At 70.5% G+C, this 16146-nt stretch carries 14 protein-coding genes and 1 tRNA gene; 6 read left to right on the top strand and 9 right to left on the bottom strand.

Features of this window, described 5'->3' with window-relative positions:
• The first annotated feature begins 8 nt into the window (after positions 1-8).
• Both H6927_04875 and H6927_04880 read left to right on the top strand, forming a co-directional pair.
• Positions 9-434 (top strand): F0F1 ATP synthase subunit epsilon, encoded by a 426-nt coding sequence (locus H6927_04875; GenBank protein MCP5217427.1) that lies wholly within the window; start codon positions 9-11, stop codon positions 432-434.
• A 94-nt stretch (positions 435-528) separates the two neighbouring features.
• The gene (locus tag H6927_04880) at positions 529-1128 is read left to right on the top strand and encodes a cyclic nucleotide-binding domain-containing protein (GenBank protein ID MCP5217428.1); all 600 of its coding nucleotides are present in this window, start codon (positions 529-531) and stop codon (positions 1126-1128) included.
• Positions 1129-1141: 13 nt separating this feature from the next.
• Here H6927_04880 and H6927_04885 read toward each other — a convergent pair whose 3' ends face one another.
• From H6927_04885 to H6927_04895, 3 genes are read right to left on the bottom strand one after another with little or no spacing between them, the layout of a single operon-like run.
• Positions 1142-1681, bottom strand: coding sequence for a TPM domain-containing protein (locus H6927_04885; protein ID MCP5217429.1), 540 nt, complete (start codon positions 1679-1681; stop codon positions 1142-1144).
• Between the two features lie 2 nt (positions 1682-1683).
• Positions 1684-2586, bottom strand: a complete 903-nt coding sequence (locus H6927_04890; protein ID MCP5217430.1) for a TPM domain-containing protein — start codon at positions 2584-2586, stop codon at positions 1684-1686.
• A 22-nt stretch (positions 2587-2608) separates the two neighbouring features.
• Complete coding sequence (locus H6927_04895) at positions 2609-3247, bottom strand: LemA family protein (GenBank protein ID MCP5217431.1); 639 nt, start codon at positions 3245-3247, stop codon at positions 2609-2611.
• A 61-nt stretch (positions 3248-3308) separates the two neighbouring features.
• Here H6927_04895 and H6927_04900 point away from each other — a divergent pair, with 61 nt between their 5' ends.
• Positions 3309-3755 carry a nuclear transport factor 2 family protein gene (locus tag H6927_04900; GenBank protein ID MCP5217432.1) on the top strand — a complete coding sequence of 149 codons (447 nt, stop codon included), beginning with the start codon at positions 3309-3311 and terminating at the stop codon, positions 3753-3755.
• Between the two features lie 3 nt (positions 3756-3758).
• Positions 3759-4295, top strand: a complete 537-nt coding sequence (locus H6927_04905; GenBank protein ID MCP5217433.1) for a DUF2946 family protein — start codon at positions 3759-3761, stop codon at positions 4293-4295.
• Positions 4296-4342: 47 nt separating this feature from the next.
• Here H6927_04905 and H6927_04910 read toward each other — a convergent pair whose 3' ends face one another.
• From H6927_04910 to H6927_04925, 4 genes are all read right to left on the bottom strand, one after another.
• A complete protein-coding gene (locus H6927_04910; protein ID MCP5217434.1) occupies positions 4343-5218 on the bottom strand; it encodes a cytochrome c5 family protein in 876 nt (291 codons plus the stop codon).
• A gap of 102 nt (positions 5219-5320) precedes the next feature.
• Positions 5321-6820 (bottom strand): efflux transporter outer membrane subunit, encoded by a 1500-nt coding sequence (locus H6927_04915; GenBank protein MCP5217435.1) that lies wholly within the window; start codon positions 6818-6820, stop codon positions 5321-5323.
• Positions 6817-10080: an efflux RND transporter permease subunit gene (locus H6927_04920; GenBank protein ID MCP5217436.1), complete on the bottom strand. Its 3264-nt coding sequence runs from the start codon at positions 10078-10080 to the stop codon at positions 6817-6819. Before H6927_04920 ends, H6927_04915 begins: the two co-directional genes overlap by 4 nt.
• Positions 10081-10098: 18 nt before the next feature.
• Entirely contained in the window at positions 10099-11385 is a 1287-nt protein-coding gene (locus H6927_04925; protein MCP5217437.1) for an efflux RND transporter periplasmic adaptor subunit, read from the bottom strand.
• A gap of 225 nt (positions 11386-11610) precedes the next feature.
• Here H6927_04925 and H6927_04930 point away from each other — a divergent pair, with 225 nt between their 5' ends.
• On the top strand, positions 11611-12243 hold the full coding sequence (locus H6927_04930) for a TetR family transcriptional regulator (protein ID MCP5217438.1): 633 nt from the start codon (positions 11611-11613) through the stop codon (positions 12241-12243).
• A gap of 28 nt (positions 12244-12271) precedes the next feature.
• Positions 12272-12347, top strand: a tRNA-Arg gene (locus tag H6927_04935).
• Between the two features lie 184 nt (positions 12348-12531).
• Here H6927_04935 and H6927_04940 read toward each other — a convergent pair.
• Together H6927_04940 and mrdA are read right to left on the bottom strand one after the other, a co-directional pair.
• Positions 12532-14061 (bottom strand): catalase, encoded by a 1530-nt coding sequence (locus H6927_04940; protein ID MCP5217439.1) that lies wholly within the window; start codon positions 14059-14061, stop codon positions 12532-12534.
• 138 nt (positions 14062-14199) lie between these two features.
• Positions 14200-16134: a penicillin-binding protein 2 gene (mrdA, locus tag H6927_04945; protein MCP5217440.1), complete on the bottom strand. Its 1935-nt coding sequence runs from the start codon at positions 16132-16134 to the stop codon at positions 14200-14202.
• Positions 16135-16146: the final 12 nt, after the last annotated feature.

Raw genomic sequence — 16146 nt, forward strand, 5'->3', positions numbered from 1 at the left:
GATTGCATATGGCCAATACCATTCATGTCGATGTCGTCAGCGCCGAGGAGTCCATCTTCTCGGGCGAGGCGACGTTTGTCGCCCTGCCCGGCGAGGCCGGCGAGCTGGGCGTGTACCCGCGCCACACGCCGCTGATCACGCGCATCAAGCCCGGCTCGGTGCGCATCCAGAAGGCCGACGGCGGCGAGGAGTTCGTGTTCGTGGCCGGCGGCATCCTGGAGGTGCAGCCCCACGTCGTCACCGTGCTGTCCGACACCGCCATCCGCGGCAAGGACCTGGACGACGAGCGCGCCAACGCCGCCAAGAAGGCCGCCGAGGAAGCGCTGCGCAACGCCAAGAGCGAGATCGACGTGGCGCGTGCCACGTCCGAGCTGGCTATCCTGGCGGCCGAGCTGGCCGCGCTGCGCAAGTACCGCGAGCGGCCCAAGCACTGATCAGGCCCGCGCATCCGAGAACCCACCGGCCGGTGGGTTTTTTTTGGCCCACGCCCTTGGCGCGGCTGGCGGAGGTCCCCATAATAGGCAGCTTATGTTTGGACGCAAACCCCGTGACGATCGTGGCGTCCAGGAGCACGCGGCATCCTTGCTGGTGACCGAGGGCGCGCTGGTCGCGCTGAGCCAGGCCGATGCCCTGGCGGTGGTGGCCCGCATGCGCCCGCACCGCACCGCCGCGGGCACCGTGCTGATGCGCCAGGGCGAGCATGGCGAGGGCGACTGTTCGATGGCCCTGATCCTCAGCGGCGAGGTGACGGTCGAGGGTGTCTCGGCCAGCGAGGACCTGGTGGTGTCGGTGCTGGGGCCGGGCAGCCTGATCGGCGAGCTGGGCCTGATCGACCAGGCGGCGCGCTCGGCCACCTGCACGGCGGCCAGCGACCTGGCGCTGGCGGTGCTCACGCGCGAGGCCTTCGAGCAGCTGATGGCCGAGCAGCCCGCCGTGGCCGCGCGCCTGCTGCTGGCCATCACCCAGCGCGTGGCCGGCCACCTGCGCGAGACCAACCGCAAGCTGCTGGCGCTGACGCGAGTCACCAAGGCGCTCAAGCAGGAGCTGGACGCCGCGCACGCGGTCAATCGGCGCCTGCTGCAGCGGCTCGACCAGGCGGCGCCGCCCGCCACCGGGCCGGGCGCCTGAGCGCCGGCTTCGCCTACAACAACACCGGTTCGTCGGGCAGCTCGTTGGAGGCCTGCGTCGAGCGGCCACCGGCGGCGGGAAACAGGGCGGCCAGCCGCGCCGACACGTCGTCCACCGCCTGCGACAGGCCCTGCTCGACATCGCCGGCATGCAGGCTGCTGCCCAGGCGGTCGGCCAGCGCCTGCCAGGCTGCGGGCTCGACCGCACGCGCCACGCCCCGGTCGGCCACCACCTCGATGGCGTGCTCGGCCAGCAGCAGGTAGATCAGCACGCCATTGTTGTGCTCGGTGTCCCACACGCCCAGCTTGGCGAACATCATCAGCGCGCGTTCGCGCACGATGCGCCGCATGGGCAGGTGCCGGCGCAGGTGCCGCCACAGGTAGCTGGAGGGCAGGCCCGCCTCGACGCAGATGCGCAGCTGCCCGGTGTGCCGCGCCTCGCTCTCGGCCACGCGCCGGCGCAGGCGCTCGAGCGCGTCCGGCGGCACCAGCCGGCGCGTGTCCGATTCGTCCATCCAGTGATGGCGCCACAGGCGGCGCAGGGTGGCCAGCATGATCACCAACTCCCGCTGGCACCACCGCCGCCGAAGTCGCCGCCGCCGCCCGAGCTGAAACCCCCGCCGCCGCCGCCGAAGCCGCCGCCACCCGAGCTGAAGCCGCCGCCCCAGCCGCCGCCGTGCGAGCGTCCGCCGGGCAGGGCGCTGGCCAGGTTGCCGACCAGGGCGAACAGGAAGGCGCCGGCACCCGCCAGCACGGCCAGCACGGCGCCCAGGCCGATCCAGAACACCAGACCGCCCACGCTCACCCCCATCGCCAGCGCGCCCAGCTTGCGCCCCAGGATGCCGCGCAGCAGCGCCGCCACGATCGGCGCGGCGAACAGGGCGAACACGATCAACTCGAAATGGCCGTTGCCCAGCCTGGCGTCCAGCGACTCGGACGGGGCCCGCACCGGCGGCAGGACCTCGCCCCGGATGCGCGCGGCGAGCTGGTCGACCGCGGCGTCCAGCCCGCCGGTGAAATCGCCGCGCCGAAACGCCGGCGTCATCACCTCGTCGATGATGTGGCTGGCCGCGATGTCGGGCACCGCGCCCTCCAGCGTCTTGGCCACCTCGATGCGCATGCGCCGGTCGTTCTTGGCCACCAGCACGATCAGGCCGTCGCCGACGTCCCTGCGGCCGATCTTCCAGGCATTGCCCACGCGGTTGGCGTACGAGGCAATGTCCTCGGGCGCGGTGCTGGGCACCATCAGCACCACCACCTGCGAGCCCTTGTCCGCTTCCAGCGCGGCCAGCTTGGCTTCCAGCGCCGCGGCCTGCGCGGCATCCAGCGTGCCGGTGGTGTCGATCACGTGGCCGGTCAGCGGCGGCACCGGCTGCACGCCCTGCGCCTGCGCCGAGAGCAGGCCGATAACTATCAAAACAATAGCTATCAGCGCTTTACGGATGCGGGCAACAGGCATGCTTTACTTAAAAATCGTCGGCTCAGCGGGCGGGCGCCGGGCCGGGCCCGAAATTGACCTTGGGCGCGGTCGAGATGGCCGCCTCGTTGGCGACGGTGAAGTTCTCCTTGGGTTGGTAGTGGAACACCATGGCCGTCAGGTTGCTGGGAAAGCTGCGCACCAGCACGTTGTATTCCTTGACCGCCTCGATGTAGCGCCCGCGCGCCACGGCGATGCGGTTCTCGGTGCCTTCCAGCGCCACCCGCAGGTCGGAGAACGCCTTGTTGGCCTTCAGGTCGGGGTAGCGCTCCACCGTCACCATCAGGCGGCTGAGCGCGCCCGTGAGCTCGCCCTGCGCAGCCTGGAACTGCTTGAACTGCTCGGGGTTGTTCAGCGTCTCGGGCGACACCTGGATGCTGGTGGCCTTGGCGCGCGCCTCGATCACCTTGGTCAGCGTGTCCTGCTCGAAGCTGGTCTCGCCCTTGACGGTGTTGACCAGGTTGTCGATCAGGTCGGCGCGGCGCTGGTACTGGTTGACCACTTCGCTCCAGGCGGACTTGGTCTGTTCGTCCAGCCGCTGGAAGTCGTTGTAGCCGCAGCCGCTGAGCGTCAGTGCCAGCGCCAGGAGGGTGGTGAGGCGAACAAGCCAATGTTTCATGAGCCAGGCTCCGGTGGTGGACATACAGGGGCGCAAGATAGCACGCGGCGCGCCCATGGCGCCATTTCGCCGGCACAATGCACCCATGCCCAAGTCCCGCCATCGCGCCGCCGTGCTGGGCGGCAGTGCCGACGACGTCGAAGCGGCTTTCTACGAAGCGCTGCAGCATGGCGACATCGACGCCCTGATGGCCTGCTGGGCGGACGAGGACGACATCGTCTGCGTGCACCCGGGCGGCCCGCGCCTGGTGGGGGCGGTGGCCATCCGCGGCGCCTTCGAGGCCATGTTCGGGCGGGGCACGATCCGCGCCACGCCCGAGCGCGTGCGCCGCATCGACGCCCTGGGCGCTGCCGTGCACAACGTGCTCGAGCGCGTCGACCTGCTGACCACCGAAGGCCCGCAGCACGCCTGGGTGGTGGCCACCAACGTCTACCTCAAGACCACGCAGGGCTGGCGCCTGGCGGCGCACCACGCCAGCCCCGGGCGCAGCGAGGTGGCGGAGGTGACCATCCCCGGGCAGCTGCTCCACTGAAGCATGGACGACATCGTCAGGCAAGCCATGGCCAAGTGGCCCCGGGTGCCCCACTGCCGGGGCTGGCTGGGGCTGGACGCGCGCGGGCGCTGGTGGCTGCGCGACGCCGCCGCGCAGGCGCTGGGCGCGTTTGCCGGCGGCGTGCCCGGCGCGCGCGGCAGCCTGCTGCAGCACGAGGGGCTGATCGCCTTCATCGGCCGCAATTACGAGGCTGACGCCCAGGGCCAGTGGTTCTTCCAGAACGGCCCGCAGCGCGTGTACGTGGAGCTGGAAGCGGCGCCCTGGGTGTGGCGCCTGCACGAGGACGGCCGCGTCGAGTCCCACACAGGCCGCCCGGCGCAGGCACGCGGCCTGTGGCTGGACGAGGCCGGGCGCGTGTACCTGCTGGCCGACCTGGGCCTGGGCCTGGTGCACAGCCAGGACGTGGCCCTGGTGGCGCAGGCCGTGGAGCAGGGGCGCTGGACGCCCGAGCCGATCGAGGCGGCCGCGGTGCCGGCGCGCTTCGGCTTCGTGCCCAGCCCGCAGCAGCACGGCGCCTGAAACCAAAAAGCCGCCCGAAGGCGGCTCCTGGCCGGGGTCTGGCGGGTTTACTTGGCCGCGTCGGTCAGGTACTGGACGGCGGCCTTGAAGTCGGCGTCCGAGGCCGTGGAGCCGCCCTTGGGCGGCATGGCGCCCTTGCCCGCGGTGGCGATCTTCAGCACTTCGTCGAAGCCGGCGGCCAGGCGGGGAGCCCAGGCGGCCCTGTCGCCGAACTTGGGCGCGCCAGCCACGCCGGTGCCGTGGCAGGCCACGCAGACGGTGTCGTAGAGCTTCTTGCCGGCGGCCAGGTCGGCGCCGCCTGCGGGCGCGGCCGTGGCGGCCGGCGCGGGGGCTGCCGCCGGTGCGGGGGCCGCGGCAGCTGCTGGCGCCGGAGCGGCGGGTGCCGCTGCGGCGGCGGCCGGGGCTTCGGAGGCGGCTGCAGCGGCGGCCGGAGCGGCCGGCTCGGCAAACTTGGCGCCGCCGGCGTTGGCCATGTACACCACGGCGCGGCCGATCTCGACATCGGAGAAGTTGCCGCCGCCTTGCGGGGGCATGGCGTTCTTGCCCTTGAGGGCCGAGTGCAGCAGCGTGTCGAAGCCCTGCTTGATGCGCGGCGCCCAGTCGCCGGCGTTGCCGAACTTGGGTGCGCCCGACACGCCGGTGGCGTGGCAGGCCGAGCACTGGGCCTTGTACACGTCCTCGCCGCTGGCCAGCGGGCGGTTGGCGTCGCGGATTTCCACGGTGCCGACCTTCTGGATGCGCGCCGCGATCTTTTGCGCCGCGTCGGTCTCGCCGGGCGACTGGTCCTTGCCCGAGCTGAAGTAGGTGACCAGGCCGATGATGGTGAAGATGGGGACCACGAAAGCGGCGGCGCTGACCCAGAACACCTGGGATGGGGTCTTCATGAGGCCGGTGTGTTCTTCCTCGTGCATGCTCTCGCTCATGGCGTCCTCGGGGGCTTGTTCGTGAATGTTCTGCGGGCGGCGCGGGCAGCTGCGGCGGCCCGCGCGCGGCGGTTTTCGATTATAGGGCGCACCTGACGGCGCTCAATTTGCAGCCGGCGCCGGCTCGCTCCAGCCGCCGCCCAGGGCCTTGTACAGCTGCACCTCGTTGCTGCGCTCGGCCAGCTGCCCCTGCGCCAGCGCCTGCTCGATGGCGAACAGCGAGCGCTGGGCGTCCAGCAGGTCCAGGTGGCTGGCCACGCCGTTGCGGTAGCGCAGCTCGGTCAGGCGGTAGCGCTCACGCTCGGCCGTGGCCTGAGCCTGCAGGGCGGTCAGTTGCGCGGTCAGCGTGGCGCGCCCGGCCAGTGCGTCGGCGACCTCGCGGAAGGCGCCCTGGATGGCTTTCTCGTACTGCGCCACGGCGATGGCGCGCCCGGCCTGGGCGGCCTCCAGGTTGGCCTGGTTGCGGCCGCCGTCGAAGATCGGCAAGGTGAGGGCCGGCGCGAACGACCAGGCGCCGAAGCCGTGCGAGCCCAGCAGGCCGTCCAGGTCGGTGCTGACGCGGCCCAGGCTGGCGGTGAGCGTGATGCGCGGAAAGAAGTTGGCGCGCGCCGCGCCGATGTTGGCGTTGGCGCCGATCAGCTGCTGCTCGGCGGCGCGGATGTCGGGGCGGCGCAGCAGCAGGTCCGAGGGCAGGCCGGCCGGCACCGGGGCGAAGGCGGGCAGGGCCGCCACCGGCGCGGGCACTGTTGCCGTTTGCGTCAGCTCGGGCTGCGGCGCCGGTGCCACGGCGGCGGGCACGGCGGGCAGCAGGCGCTCGGGCAGCGGCTGGCCGACCAGCAGGGTCAGCAGGTTGATGTCCTGCGCCCGCAGGCGCTGCTGCTGCGCGCGCGCGGCCTGGGCGCTGGCGATCAGCGACTGAGCCAGCTGCAGGTCCAGCGCCGAGGAGGCGCCGTGGTCGAAGCGCAGCTGGATCAGATCCAGCGACTGCTGGCGCGTGGCCAGGGTGCGCTCGGCCAGGCCCAGCAGCTCGGTGTCGGTCTTGAGCTGCAGGCCGGTGGCGATGACGTTGGCGATCAGGCTCATCTGCGTGGTCTTGAGCACTTCCTCGGTGGCCAGGAAGTTGCTCAGGGCCACGTCCTTGAGCGCGGCCACGCGGCCGAAGAAGTCCAGCTCCCAGCTGGAGACGCCCACGCCGACGGTGTAGAGCGAGGACACCTTGGGCTGCCCGTTGGCATTGGCGTTCGGCACCGTGCGCTGCCCGTTCAGGGCGCCGGCCACGGTGGGCACCTGGTCGGCGCGCCGGATCTGGTATTGCGCGCGGGCCTGCTCGATGTTTTGCACCGCCACGCGCAGGTCGCGGTTGTTCTGCAGCGCCAGCGCCACCAGCTCGCGCAGCGATTCGTCCTGCACGAAGTCCTGCCACGGCAGGTCGGCGGCGGCGCGCGTGGCGCCGGCCGGGTCGGCGCCGGTGGCCGCGGGCCACTGGCTGGCGACGGGGGCCGCCGGTTGCTGGTAGGGCGGGACGAAGGAGCAGCCGGCCAGCAGCGCGGCCAGGGCCAGGGCCGTCAGCCGGCCCGCGGGGGGGATCGAAACGGGTTTCATGAGGGGTCCTTCGGATCCGGTGCGGGGGCCGACGACGACGGGTCTTCTAGCGCGCGGCGCTGCTCGGGCGTCATCCCGGCCTCGGCTTCGTCCACGGCATGCCGCGCCGCCTCGCTGCTGATGCCGGCCTGTGCCGCGTGCTCGGCGTAGCGCTGCTGCTGGCGCGCCGAGCCCTTGAAGAAGTGGCGCACCACGACGTAGAAGGTGGGCACGAAGAGCACCGCCAGTAGCGTGCCGACGACGATGCCGCCGATCACGCCGGTGCCGATGGCGTGCTGGCTGGCCGCGCCGGCGCCGCTGGCGATGGCCAGGGGCAGCACGCCCAGCGTGAAGGCCAGCGAGGTCATGATGATCGGGCGGAACCGCAGGTGCGCCGCCGCCAGCGCCGCCTGCAGGGCGCTGCGGCCCTGCGCCTGCAGGTCCTTGGCGTACTCGATGATCAGGATGGCGTTCTTGGCCGACAGGCCGATGATGGTGATCAGGCCGACCTGGAAGTACACGTCGTTGGCCAGGCCGCGCCCCGTGATGGCCAGCAGCACGCCCAGCACGCCCAGCGGCACCACCAGGATCACGGCCAGCGGGATCGACCAACTCTCGTACAGCGCGGCCAGCGCCAGCACCACCGCCAGGACGGCGAAGCCGTACAGGATCATGGCCTGGTTGCCGGCCAGCTTTTCCTCGCGCGACTGGCCGGTCCACTCGTAGCCGAAGCCCTCGGGCAGCTTGGCCGCCAGCTGCTCCATCTCGGCCATCGCGTCGCCCGTGCTGTAGCCGGGCGCGGCGGCGCCGGCGATGCGCATGGCCGGATAGCCGTTGTAGCGGATGGTCTGCATCGGCCCGGTGATCCAGCGCGTGCTGGCGAAGGTGGCCAGCGGCACCGGCTGGCCCTGGTTGTTGAGCGCGGTCAGCTTGAGGATGTCCTCGGCCTGCATGCGCGCGGGCGCGTCGGCCTGCACCACCACGCGCTGCAGGCGGCCCTGGTTGGGAAAGTCGTTGACGTAGGCCGAGCCCAGCGCGGCCGAGATGGTGCTGTTGATGGCGGCAAAGCCGACGCCCTGGGCAGCGGCCTTGTCGCGGTCGATGTCCACCTGCAGCTGGGGCGCGTCCTCCAGCCCGTCGGGGCGCACGCCCGCCAGCACCTTGCTTTGCATGGCCATGCCCAGCATCTGGTTGCGCGCGGCCACCAGGGCGGCGTGCCCCTTGCCGCCGCGGTCCTGCAGCCGGAAGGTAAAGCCCGAGCTGACGCCCAGTTCCGGAATCGGCGGCGGGTTGACCGGGAAGATGAAGGCGTCCTTGATGCCCGACAAGGCCCCCATGGCGCGCCCGGCCAGCGCCATGGCGGTGTGCTGCTCGCCCTTGCGCTCGTCCCAGGGCTTGAGCGTGATGAAGGCCAGGCCGGCGTTCTGCCCCTGGCCCGAGAACGAGAAGCCCATGACCGACACCATGCCGGCCACCTCGGGCTGCTTGAGCAGGTAGTTTTCCGTCTGCTCGACCACGGCCTGCGTGCGCTCCAGCGTGGCGCCCGGCGGCAGCTGGATGTTGACCAGCAGCGAGCCCTGGTCTTCTTCCGGCAGGAACGAGGTGGGCAGGCGCTGGTACATCCAGGCCGCCGCCAGGCCCAGCGCGACGTAGATCAGCATCAGCCGGCCGGCGCGCCCCAGCAGGCGTGCCAGGAAGCTCTCGTAGCGCTTGGCGGTGCGCGCAAAGCGCCGGTTGAACCAGCCGAAGAAGCCGCCCTTCTCGTGATGGTGGCCGGCCTCGACCGGCTTGAGCAGCGTGGCGCACAGCGCCGGCGTGAGCGACAGCGCCAGGAAGGCCGAGAAGAAGATCGACACGCCCATCACCGCGGCGAACTGGCGGTAGATGTTGCCCGTGGCGCCCTTGAAGAAGGCCAGCGGCACGAACACCGAGATCAGCACCACGGTCACGCCGATGATGGCGCCCGAGATCTGGCTCATGCCCTTGCGCGCGGCCTGCAGGGGCGGCAGGCCCTCCTCGCTCATGATGCGCTCGACGTTCTCGACCACCACGATGGCGTCGTCCACCACGATGCCGATCACCAGCACCATGCCGAACATGGTCAGCACGTTGACCGACATGCCGAAGGCCAGCAGCGCGCCGAAGGTGCCCAGCAGCGCGATCGGCACCACGATGGTGGGGATGACCGTGTAGCGCCAGTTCTGCAGGAACAGGAACATCACCAGGAACACCAGCGCCACCGCCTCGAACAGCGTCTCGACCACCGAGCGGATCGAGATGCGCACGAAGTCCGACGAGTCGTAGGGAATGGTCCAACTCATGCCCTTGGGAAAGTACTTCTGCAGCTCGTCCATGCGCGTGCGCACCGCCTGGGCGGCGGCCAGCGCGTTGCCGCTGGTCGACAGCTGCACGCCCAGGCCCGCGCCGGGCTTGCCGTTCAGGCGCGCGGCGGTCGAATAGCTTTGCGCGCCCAGCTCGATGCGCGCCACGTCCTTCAGGCGCACCGTGCTGCCGTCGGGGTTGGCGCGCAGTACGATGTCGCCGAACTGCTCGACGGTGGCGAGCTGGCCCGGCACCACCACGGTGGCGCTCATGGTCTGCCCGGCGGCCAGCGGCAGGTCGCCGATCGAGCCGCCCGCCACCTGCGCGTTCTGCTGCGCGATGGCGGTGTTGACGTCGGCGATCGACAGGTTCAGCCCCTGCAGCCGCGCCGGCTCGATCCAGATGCGCATGGCGCGCTCGGCGCCGAACATCTGCACCTGGCCGATGCCCGGCAGGCGCTGCAGCTCGGGCAGCACGTTGCGCGAGGCGTAGTCGGAGATGGCCGTCACGTCGGTGTCCGGATCGCTGGACGACAGCATCACGAACAGCAGGAAGTTGGAGCGCGACTTGTCCACCCGCACGCCCTGCTGCACCACCACCGAGGGCAGGCGCGGCGTGGCGCGCGACAGGCGGTTTTGCACGTCCACCTGCGCCAGGTCGGCGTTGGTGCCCGGCTCGTAGCTGATCGTGATGGTGCCCGTGCCGTTGGCCTGCGCCACCGACTCCATGTAGGCCAGGCCGGGCGAGCCGTTCATCTCGCGCTCGATGACCGACAGCACGGCGTCTTCCATGGTCTGCGCCGAGGCGCCAGGGTAGGCGGCCGACAGCACGATGGTGGGCGGCGCCACCGGCGGGTATTGCGCCACCGGCAGCTGCGTGATGGACACCGCGCCCAGCACGATGATGAACAAGGCAATGACCCATGCGAAGATGGGCCGGTCGATGAAGAACTTGGCCATGGGGTGAGAACCGGTCGATCAGCGCGCGGACGAGGCTGCGGAGGCCGCCGGCGCGGCTGCGTTAGCTACTGATTTGGAAGCTGCTTGCGAAGGATGGGCGCCGGCCGCGGCCTTGTTGGGCTGCCAGGGCACGGGTTTGACCACCTTGGCGCCCATCATCAGCTTCATGGCGCCTTCGACCATCACCTGCTCGCCCGCCTTCAGGCCGTCGGTGACGATCCAGGCGTCGCCTTGGGCGCCGCGAATCTTGACGGGCCGCGGCGCCACCTTGCCCTCGGCGTCCACCACCATCACGCTGTCGCCGGCGCTGCCGCGCGTGACGGCCTGCTGCGGCAGCAGGATGGCGCCTTCCACCTCGGCCTGCTGCAGGCGCGCGCGCACGTACATGCCCGGCAGCAGCAGGCCGCGCGGGTTGGGCACCTCGGCGCGCAGGTTGACCTGGCCGGTGGCGGGGTCCACCGTCAGGTCGGTGAACAGCAGGCGTCCGGCCTCGCCGTAGGGCTGGCCGTTTTCCAGCAGCACCTGCACGCGCGCGGCCTCGGTCTTGCCGGCGCGCTCCAACTGGCCGGCCTGCAGCGCCTCGCGCAGCTGCAGCACCTGGGCGGCGGGCTGGGTGATGTTCAAGTACAACGGGTTGATCTGCTGGATGGTGGCCAGCTGCGTGGCCTCCTGCGCGCTCACCAGCGCGCCTTCGGTCACCAGCGAGCGGCCGATGCGCCCCGAGATGGGCGCCGTCACGCTGGCGTAGCCCAGGTTGATGCGCGCCGTGCGCACGGCCGCCTGGCCGGCGGCCACCTGCGCCTGGGCGGCCTTTTCGGCCGCCACCGCGGCGTCGTAGTCCTGCTGGCTCACGGCCTTGGCGGCCACCAGCGGCTTGTAGCGCGCCGCCAGGCTGCTGGCCTGCGCCAGCTGCGCCTGGGCCTGCGCCACCTGGGCCTGCGCGCTTTGCAGGGCGGCGTCGTAGGGCGCCGCGTCGATCTGGTAGAGCGCCTGCCCGGCCTTGACGTCGCTGCCTTCGACGAAGTTGCGCTTGAGCAGGATGCCGGTGGCCCGGGCGCGTACCTGCGCCACGCGCGAGGCCTCCAGCCGGCCTGGCAGCTCGGTGCTCAGGTGCACGGTGCCGGGCTGCACCGTCACCACCGCCACCTCGGGCGGTGGCATGCCGCCGCCGGCGCCGGGCCCGGTGGCCGCGGTGGCGGACTTGTCACCGCAGGCGGCGAGCAGGGCGGCCAGCGCGACGAGGGCGCCGGCGGCGGCCAGGCGATGCGTCGGATGGGGGCGAGCGGCTTGAGGTTCGGACGTCATGGTGCTTGGAATGAAGGTCAAAAGAGGGCCGCACCCGAATCGGCCGATGGCGCCAGGCGTGGGCGCAGCGTGACGGCACGCGGTCTGGGGTGGGTTCCGGACGAAAGGGTCGATTGTGCGATGTGCAGCGGGGGTATTATACATACATTCATAGATGTATATAATTAGCCGATCGACGCTTTCGCGCATTGTTGCGGATTATTCTCATTTCCACCTGTTCCGACCATGGCCCGCCGCACCAAGGAAGACGCCCTCGCCACGCGCACCGCGCTGCTGGACGCGGCCGAGCGCGTGTTCCTGCAGCAGGGCGTGTCGCGCACCTCGCTGGCCGACATCGCCCAGGCCGCCAGCGTCACGCGCGGGGCGCTGTACTGGCACTTCAAGGACAAGGCCGCCCTGTTCAGCGCCATGCTCGACCGCGTCGCGCTGCCGCTCAGCGCCGAGCTGGAAGAGCTGCTGAACCGCGAGGGCGACGTGCTGGCGCCCTGGTGCGTGCAGATGCGCCACGTGCTGCACCAGATCGCCCACGACGCGCGGGCCCGCCGGGTGCTGCAGATCGTCATGCAGAAGGCCGAGCACGCGCAGGACCTGGGGCCGGTGCTGGAGCGCCACGTCGCCCGGCATCGCATGAGCATCGACAGCCTGCGCCAGCTGCTCGAGCGCGTCGCCGCCGCGCGGCACGTGCGGCTGCCCGCGCCCGCCCTGCAATTGGCGCACGGGCTGGATGCCATGGTGCGCGGCCTGATCTACAACTGGCTGCTCGACCGCGGCTTCGACCTGGAGAGCACGGGCCAGGCGGCCATCGAGGCCTACCTGCGCGGCATCGGCCTGGCCGTGGCGCCGGGCGCCGGCGCCTGATGGGCGATAATCGGCGCCTCCCATCCAGGCGGCTGTAGCTCAGTGGATAGAGTATCGGCCTCCGAAGCCGAGGGTCGTGGGTTCGATCCCCGCCAGCCGCGCCAATCGCCCGACAAAAAGCCTCGATTCCGATCGAGGCTTTTTGCTTTCAAATTAATAGCTTCTCTGGCTTTATGGAAGCGGGCTGGCGTCCGATTTCGACTCAAATCCGATCGCTAGCGGACACGGCTCGCGTGCCGTGCCGCCTTGCTGGTTCATGAGCGTGTCCCTGGGTGGTGGCGCGAAAAGTCAGACGGGCAGGGCGACCAGCGGGTTGCCATGCATCGGGTCGTCTTTTTGCGAGGCCAGCGCCTGCGCCAGGTCCAGCCCCAGCGCCCTGGCCACGCCGGCACCATAGGCCGGGTCGGCCGCGTGGCAGTTGCGGATGTGGCGGAACTTGACGAACTCGGGCGCGTCGCCCATGGCGCGGCCGGTGTTGTCGAACAGGGCCTGCTGCTGCTCGGGCGTCATCAGCTGGAACAGCTTGCGCGGCTGCTCGAAGTAGTTGGCGTCGTCCTGGTGGTACGACCAGAATTTGGCGTCGCCGTGGATTTTGAGCGGCGGTTCGGCGAACTCGGGCCGGGCCTGCCACTGGCCGAAGCTGTTGGGCTCGTAGTGCGGCGCGGCGCCGTAGTTGGCGTCCACCCGGCCCTGGCCGTCGCGGTGGTTGCTGTGCACCGGGCAGCGCGCGGCATTCACCGGGATCTGCTGGTAGTTGGTGCCCAGGCGGTAGCGCTGCGCGTCGGCGTAGTTGACGAGGCGCGCCTGCAGCATGCGGTCGGGGCTGACGCCGATGCCGGGCACCAGGTTGCTCGGGGCGAAGGCGCTTTGCTCCACGTCGAGGAAGAAGTTCTCGGGGTTCTTGTTCAGCTCGAACACGCCGACCTCGATCAAGGGGTAGTCGGCGTGCGGCCAGACCTTGGTCAGGTCGAAGGGGTGGTAGGGCACCTTCTCGGCGTCCTGCTCGGGCATGACCTGCACGTACATCGTCCACTTGGGGAAGTCGCCGCGCTCGATGGCCTGGTACAGGTCGCGCTGGTGGCTTTCGCGGTCGCGGCCGATCAGCGCCTCGGCCTCGGCGTCGGTCAGGTTCTTGATGCCCTGCTGGGTCTTGAAGTGGAACTTGACCCAGAAGCGCTCGCCCGCCGCGTTCCAGAAGCTGTAGGTGTGCGAGCCGAAGCCGTGCATGTGGCGGTAGCTGGCGGGAATGCCGCGCTCGCTCATCACCACGGTGATCTGGTGCAGGGCCTCGGGCAGCAGCGTCCAGTAGTCCCAGTTGTAGGTGGCGCTGCGCAGGTTGGTGCGCGGGTCGCGCTTGACGGCCTTGTTCAGGTCGGGGAACTGGCGCGGGTCGCGGATGAAGAACACCGGCGTGTTGTTGCCCACCAGGTCCCAGTTGCCCTCCTCGGTATAGAACTTGAGCGCGAAGCCGCGGATGTCGCGCTCGGCGTCGGCCGCGCCGCGCTCGCCGGCCACGGTGGTGAAGCGCGCGAACAGCTCGGTCTGCTTGCCCACCTTGTCAAACAATTGGGCGCGGGTGTAGCGCGTGATGTCGTGGGTGACGGTGAAGGTGCCGAAGGCGCCCGAGCCCTTGGCGTGCATGCGCCGCTCGGGGATCACTTCGCGCACGAAGTTGGCCAGCTTTTCGTTGAGCCACACGTCCTGCGCCAGCAGCGGGCCGCGCGGGCCGGCGGTCAGGCTGTCGCGGTTGCTGGGCACGGGGGCGCCGAAGTCGGTGGTCAGGTGCGTGACGGGGCACTTGCGGGGGGTGTCGGTCATGGTGATCTCCGAGTCGTGAATGGGAAGAACCGGGTGCGGGTGCGCCCGATGAACCCCATTCTGGAGATCGACCGATGATTTGTAAATTCAATCGTATCTATCCTATCGATAGATAGATTGGGTGGCCAGCTTCGTCGCTCAGGGCGTGGCCAGGTCGGTGACGTGGCGCGGCGTGCCGATGGGTGTGCCGGCCTGGCCGCGCTCGACGGCTTTCATGTCTTCCTCGCTGGGTACCAGGCCGGCCACCCAGTAGTCCATCACGCGGCGCACGATGGGGGCGGCGGCGGTGGCGCCGAAGCCGGCGTTCTCGACGATGGCGGCGACGGCGATGGTGGGGTGCTCGGCCGGCGCGAAGGCGATGTACAGCGAGTGGTCGCGCTGGTATTCGGCCAGCCGGGCGGCGTTGTAGTGGCTGTTCTGCCCGATGGTGACGGCCTGCGCGGTGCCGGTCTTGCCGCCCGACGCGTAGGGCGCGCCGGCGAACACGGCGCGCGAGGTGCCCTCCTGCGTCACCGCGACCATGGCGCGCAGGATGGTGGCGAGGTGATCGGCCTGGTAGCCCATGGGCTGGCCGGCGGGCTCGGCGTCGGGCCGGAACTGGCCGGTGCGCGGGTCCTGCTCGGCCTTGAGCAGATGCGGCACGTGCCGCACGCCGCCGCCGGCCAGGGTGGCGGTGGCGCTGGCCAGCTGCAGCATGGTGAAGTTGTTGTAGCCCTGGCCGATGCCCAGCGAGATGGTCTCGCCCGCGTACCACTTCTGCTGCTGCGGGCGGTGGTAGGTGGCGCGCTTCCAGGCGGTGGAGGGCAGCACGCCGCGCATCTCGCCCGGCAGGTCGATGCCGGTGATCTGGCCAAAGCCCAGCGGCTTCATGAAGTCGTGGATGGCGTTGACCCCCATGTCGTTGGCCAGCTGGTAGAAGTACACGTTGCTGGACTTGGCGATGGCGCGGTGCAGGTCCACCGGCCCCAGCGCGTGGCCCGAGCGGAAGGTGTGGCCGCCGAAGGTCCAGGAGCCGCCGTCCATGACGACGGTGGAGGGCACGCGCTTGCCGGTTTCCAGCGCGGCCAGGCCCATGAAGGGCTTGTAGGTGGAGCCCGGCGGGTAGGTGCCGCGCAGCGCGCGGTTGAGCAGGGGCTTGTTCAGCGAGCCGTTGAGCTCGTCCCAGCTTTCCTGGTCGATGCCGTCGACGAACAGGTTGGGGTCGAACGTGGGTTTGCTCACCAGCGCCAGCACCTCGCCGTTGCGCGGGTCGATGGCCACCAGCGCGCCGCGGCGGCTGCCGTACAGGTCTTCCACCATCTTCTGCAGGCGGATGTCGATGGTCAGCTGGATCGACTCGCCCGGCACCGCCGGCTGGGTGGCCAGGCGCCGCACGGCGTAGCCGCCGGCCGAGGTTTCCATGCGCTGCACGCCGGTGGTGCCGTGCAGCAGCTTCTCGTAGCTGGCCTCCACGCCCAGCTTGCCGATGTAGTCGGTGCCGCGGTAGTTGGCGGCGTCGTCCGAGTCCTCGATGCGGTCCTTTTCCTTCTGGTTGATGCGGCCGATGTAGCCGATCAGGTGCGCGCCGGTCTCGCCCAGCGGGTAGGTGCGAAACAGCCGCGCCTTGATCTCCGCGCCCGGAAAGCGCCAGCGCTGCGCGGCAAAGCGCGCCACCTCCTCGTCCGTCAGGTGCATGCGGATGGGCAGCGACTCGAAGTTGCGCGAATCCTCGCGCAGGCGCTTGAAGCGGCGGCGGTCGCGCGGGGAAATTTCGATCACCTGGCCGATGGCGTCGATCGCCTCGTCCACCGGACGGTCCAGGCGCGAGGGCGTGATCTCCAGCGTGTAGGAGCGGTAGTTGGAGGCCAGCACGATGCCGTTGCGGTCGAAGATCTCGCCGCGGTTGGGCACGATGGGCACCACCGCCGTGCGGTTGGTCTCGGCCTGGCGCGCCAGGTCGTCGTGGCGCAGCACCTGCAGCACGTACAGCCGCCAGCCCAGCAGCCCGAAGGCGCCCAGCATCACCACGGCCAGCGCCAGCAGGCGCAGGCGAAAGCGCGTCAGCTCGGCTTCGACGTTGCGCAGTTCGGTCATTGCTATAAATTA

Source organism: Burkholderiaceae bacterium, from assembly GCA_024235995.1.
Lineage (GTDB): Bacteria > Pseudomonadota > Gammaproteobacteria > Burkholderiales > Burkholderiaceae_C > Ottowia.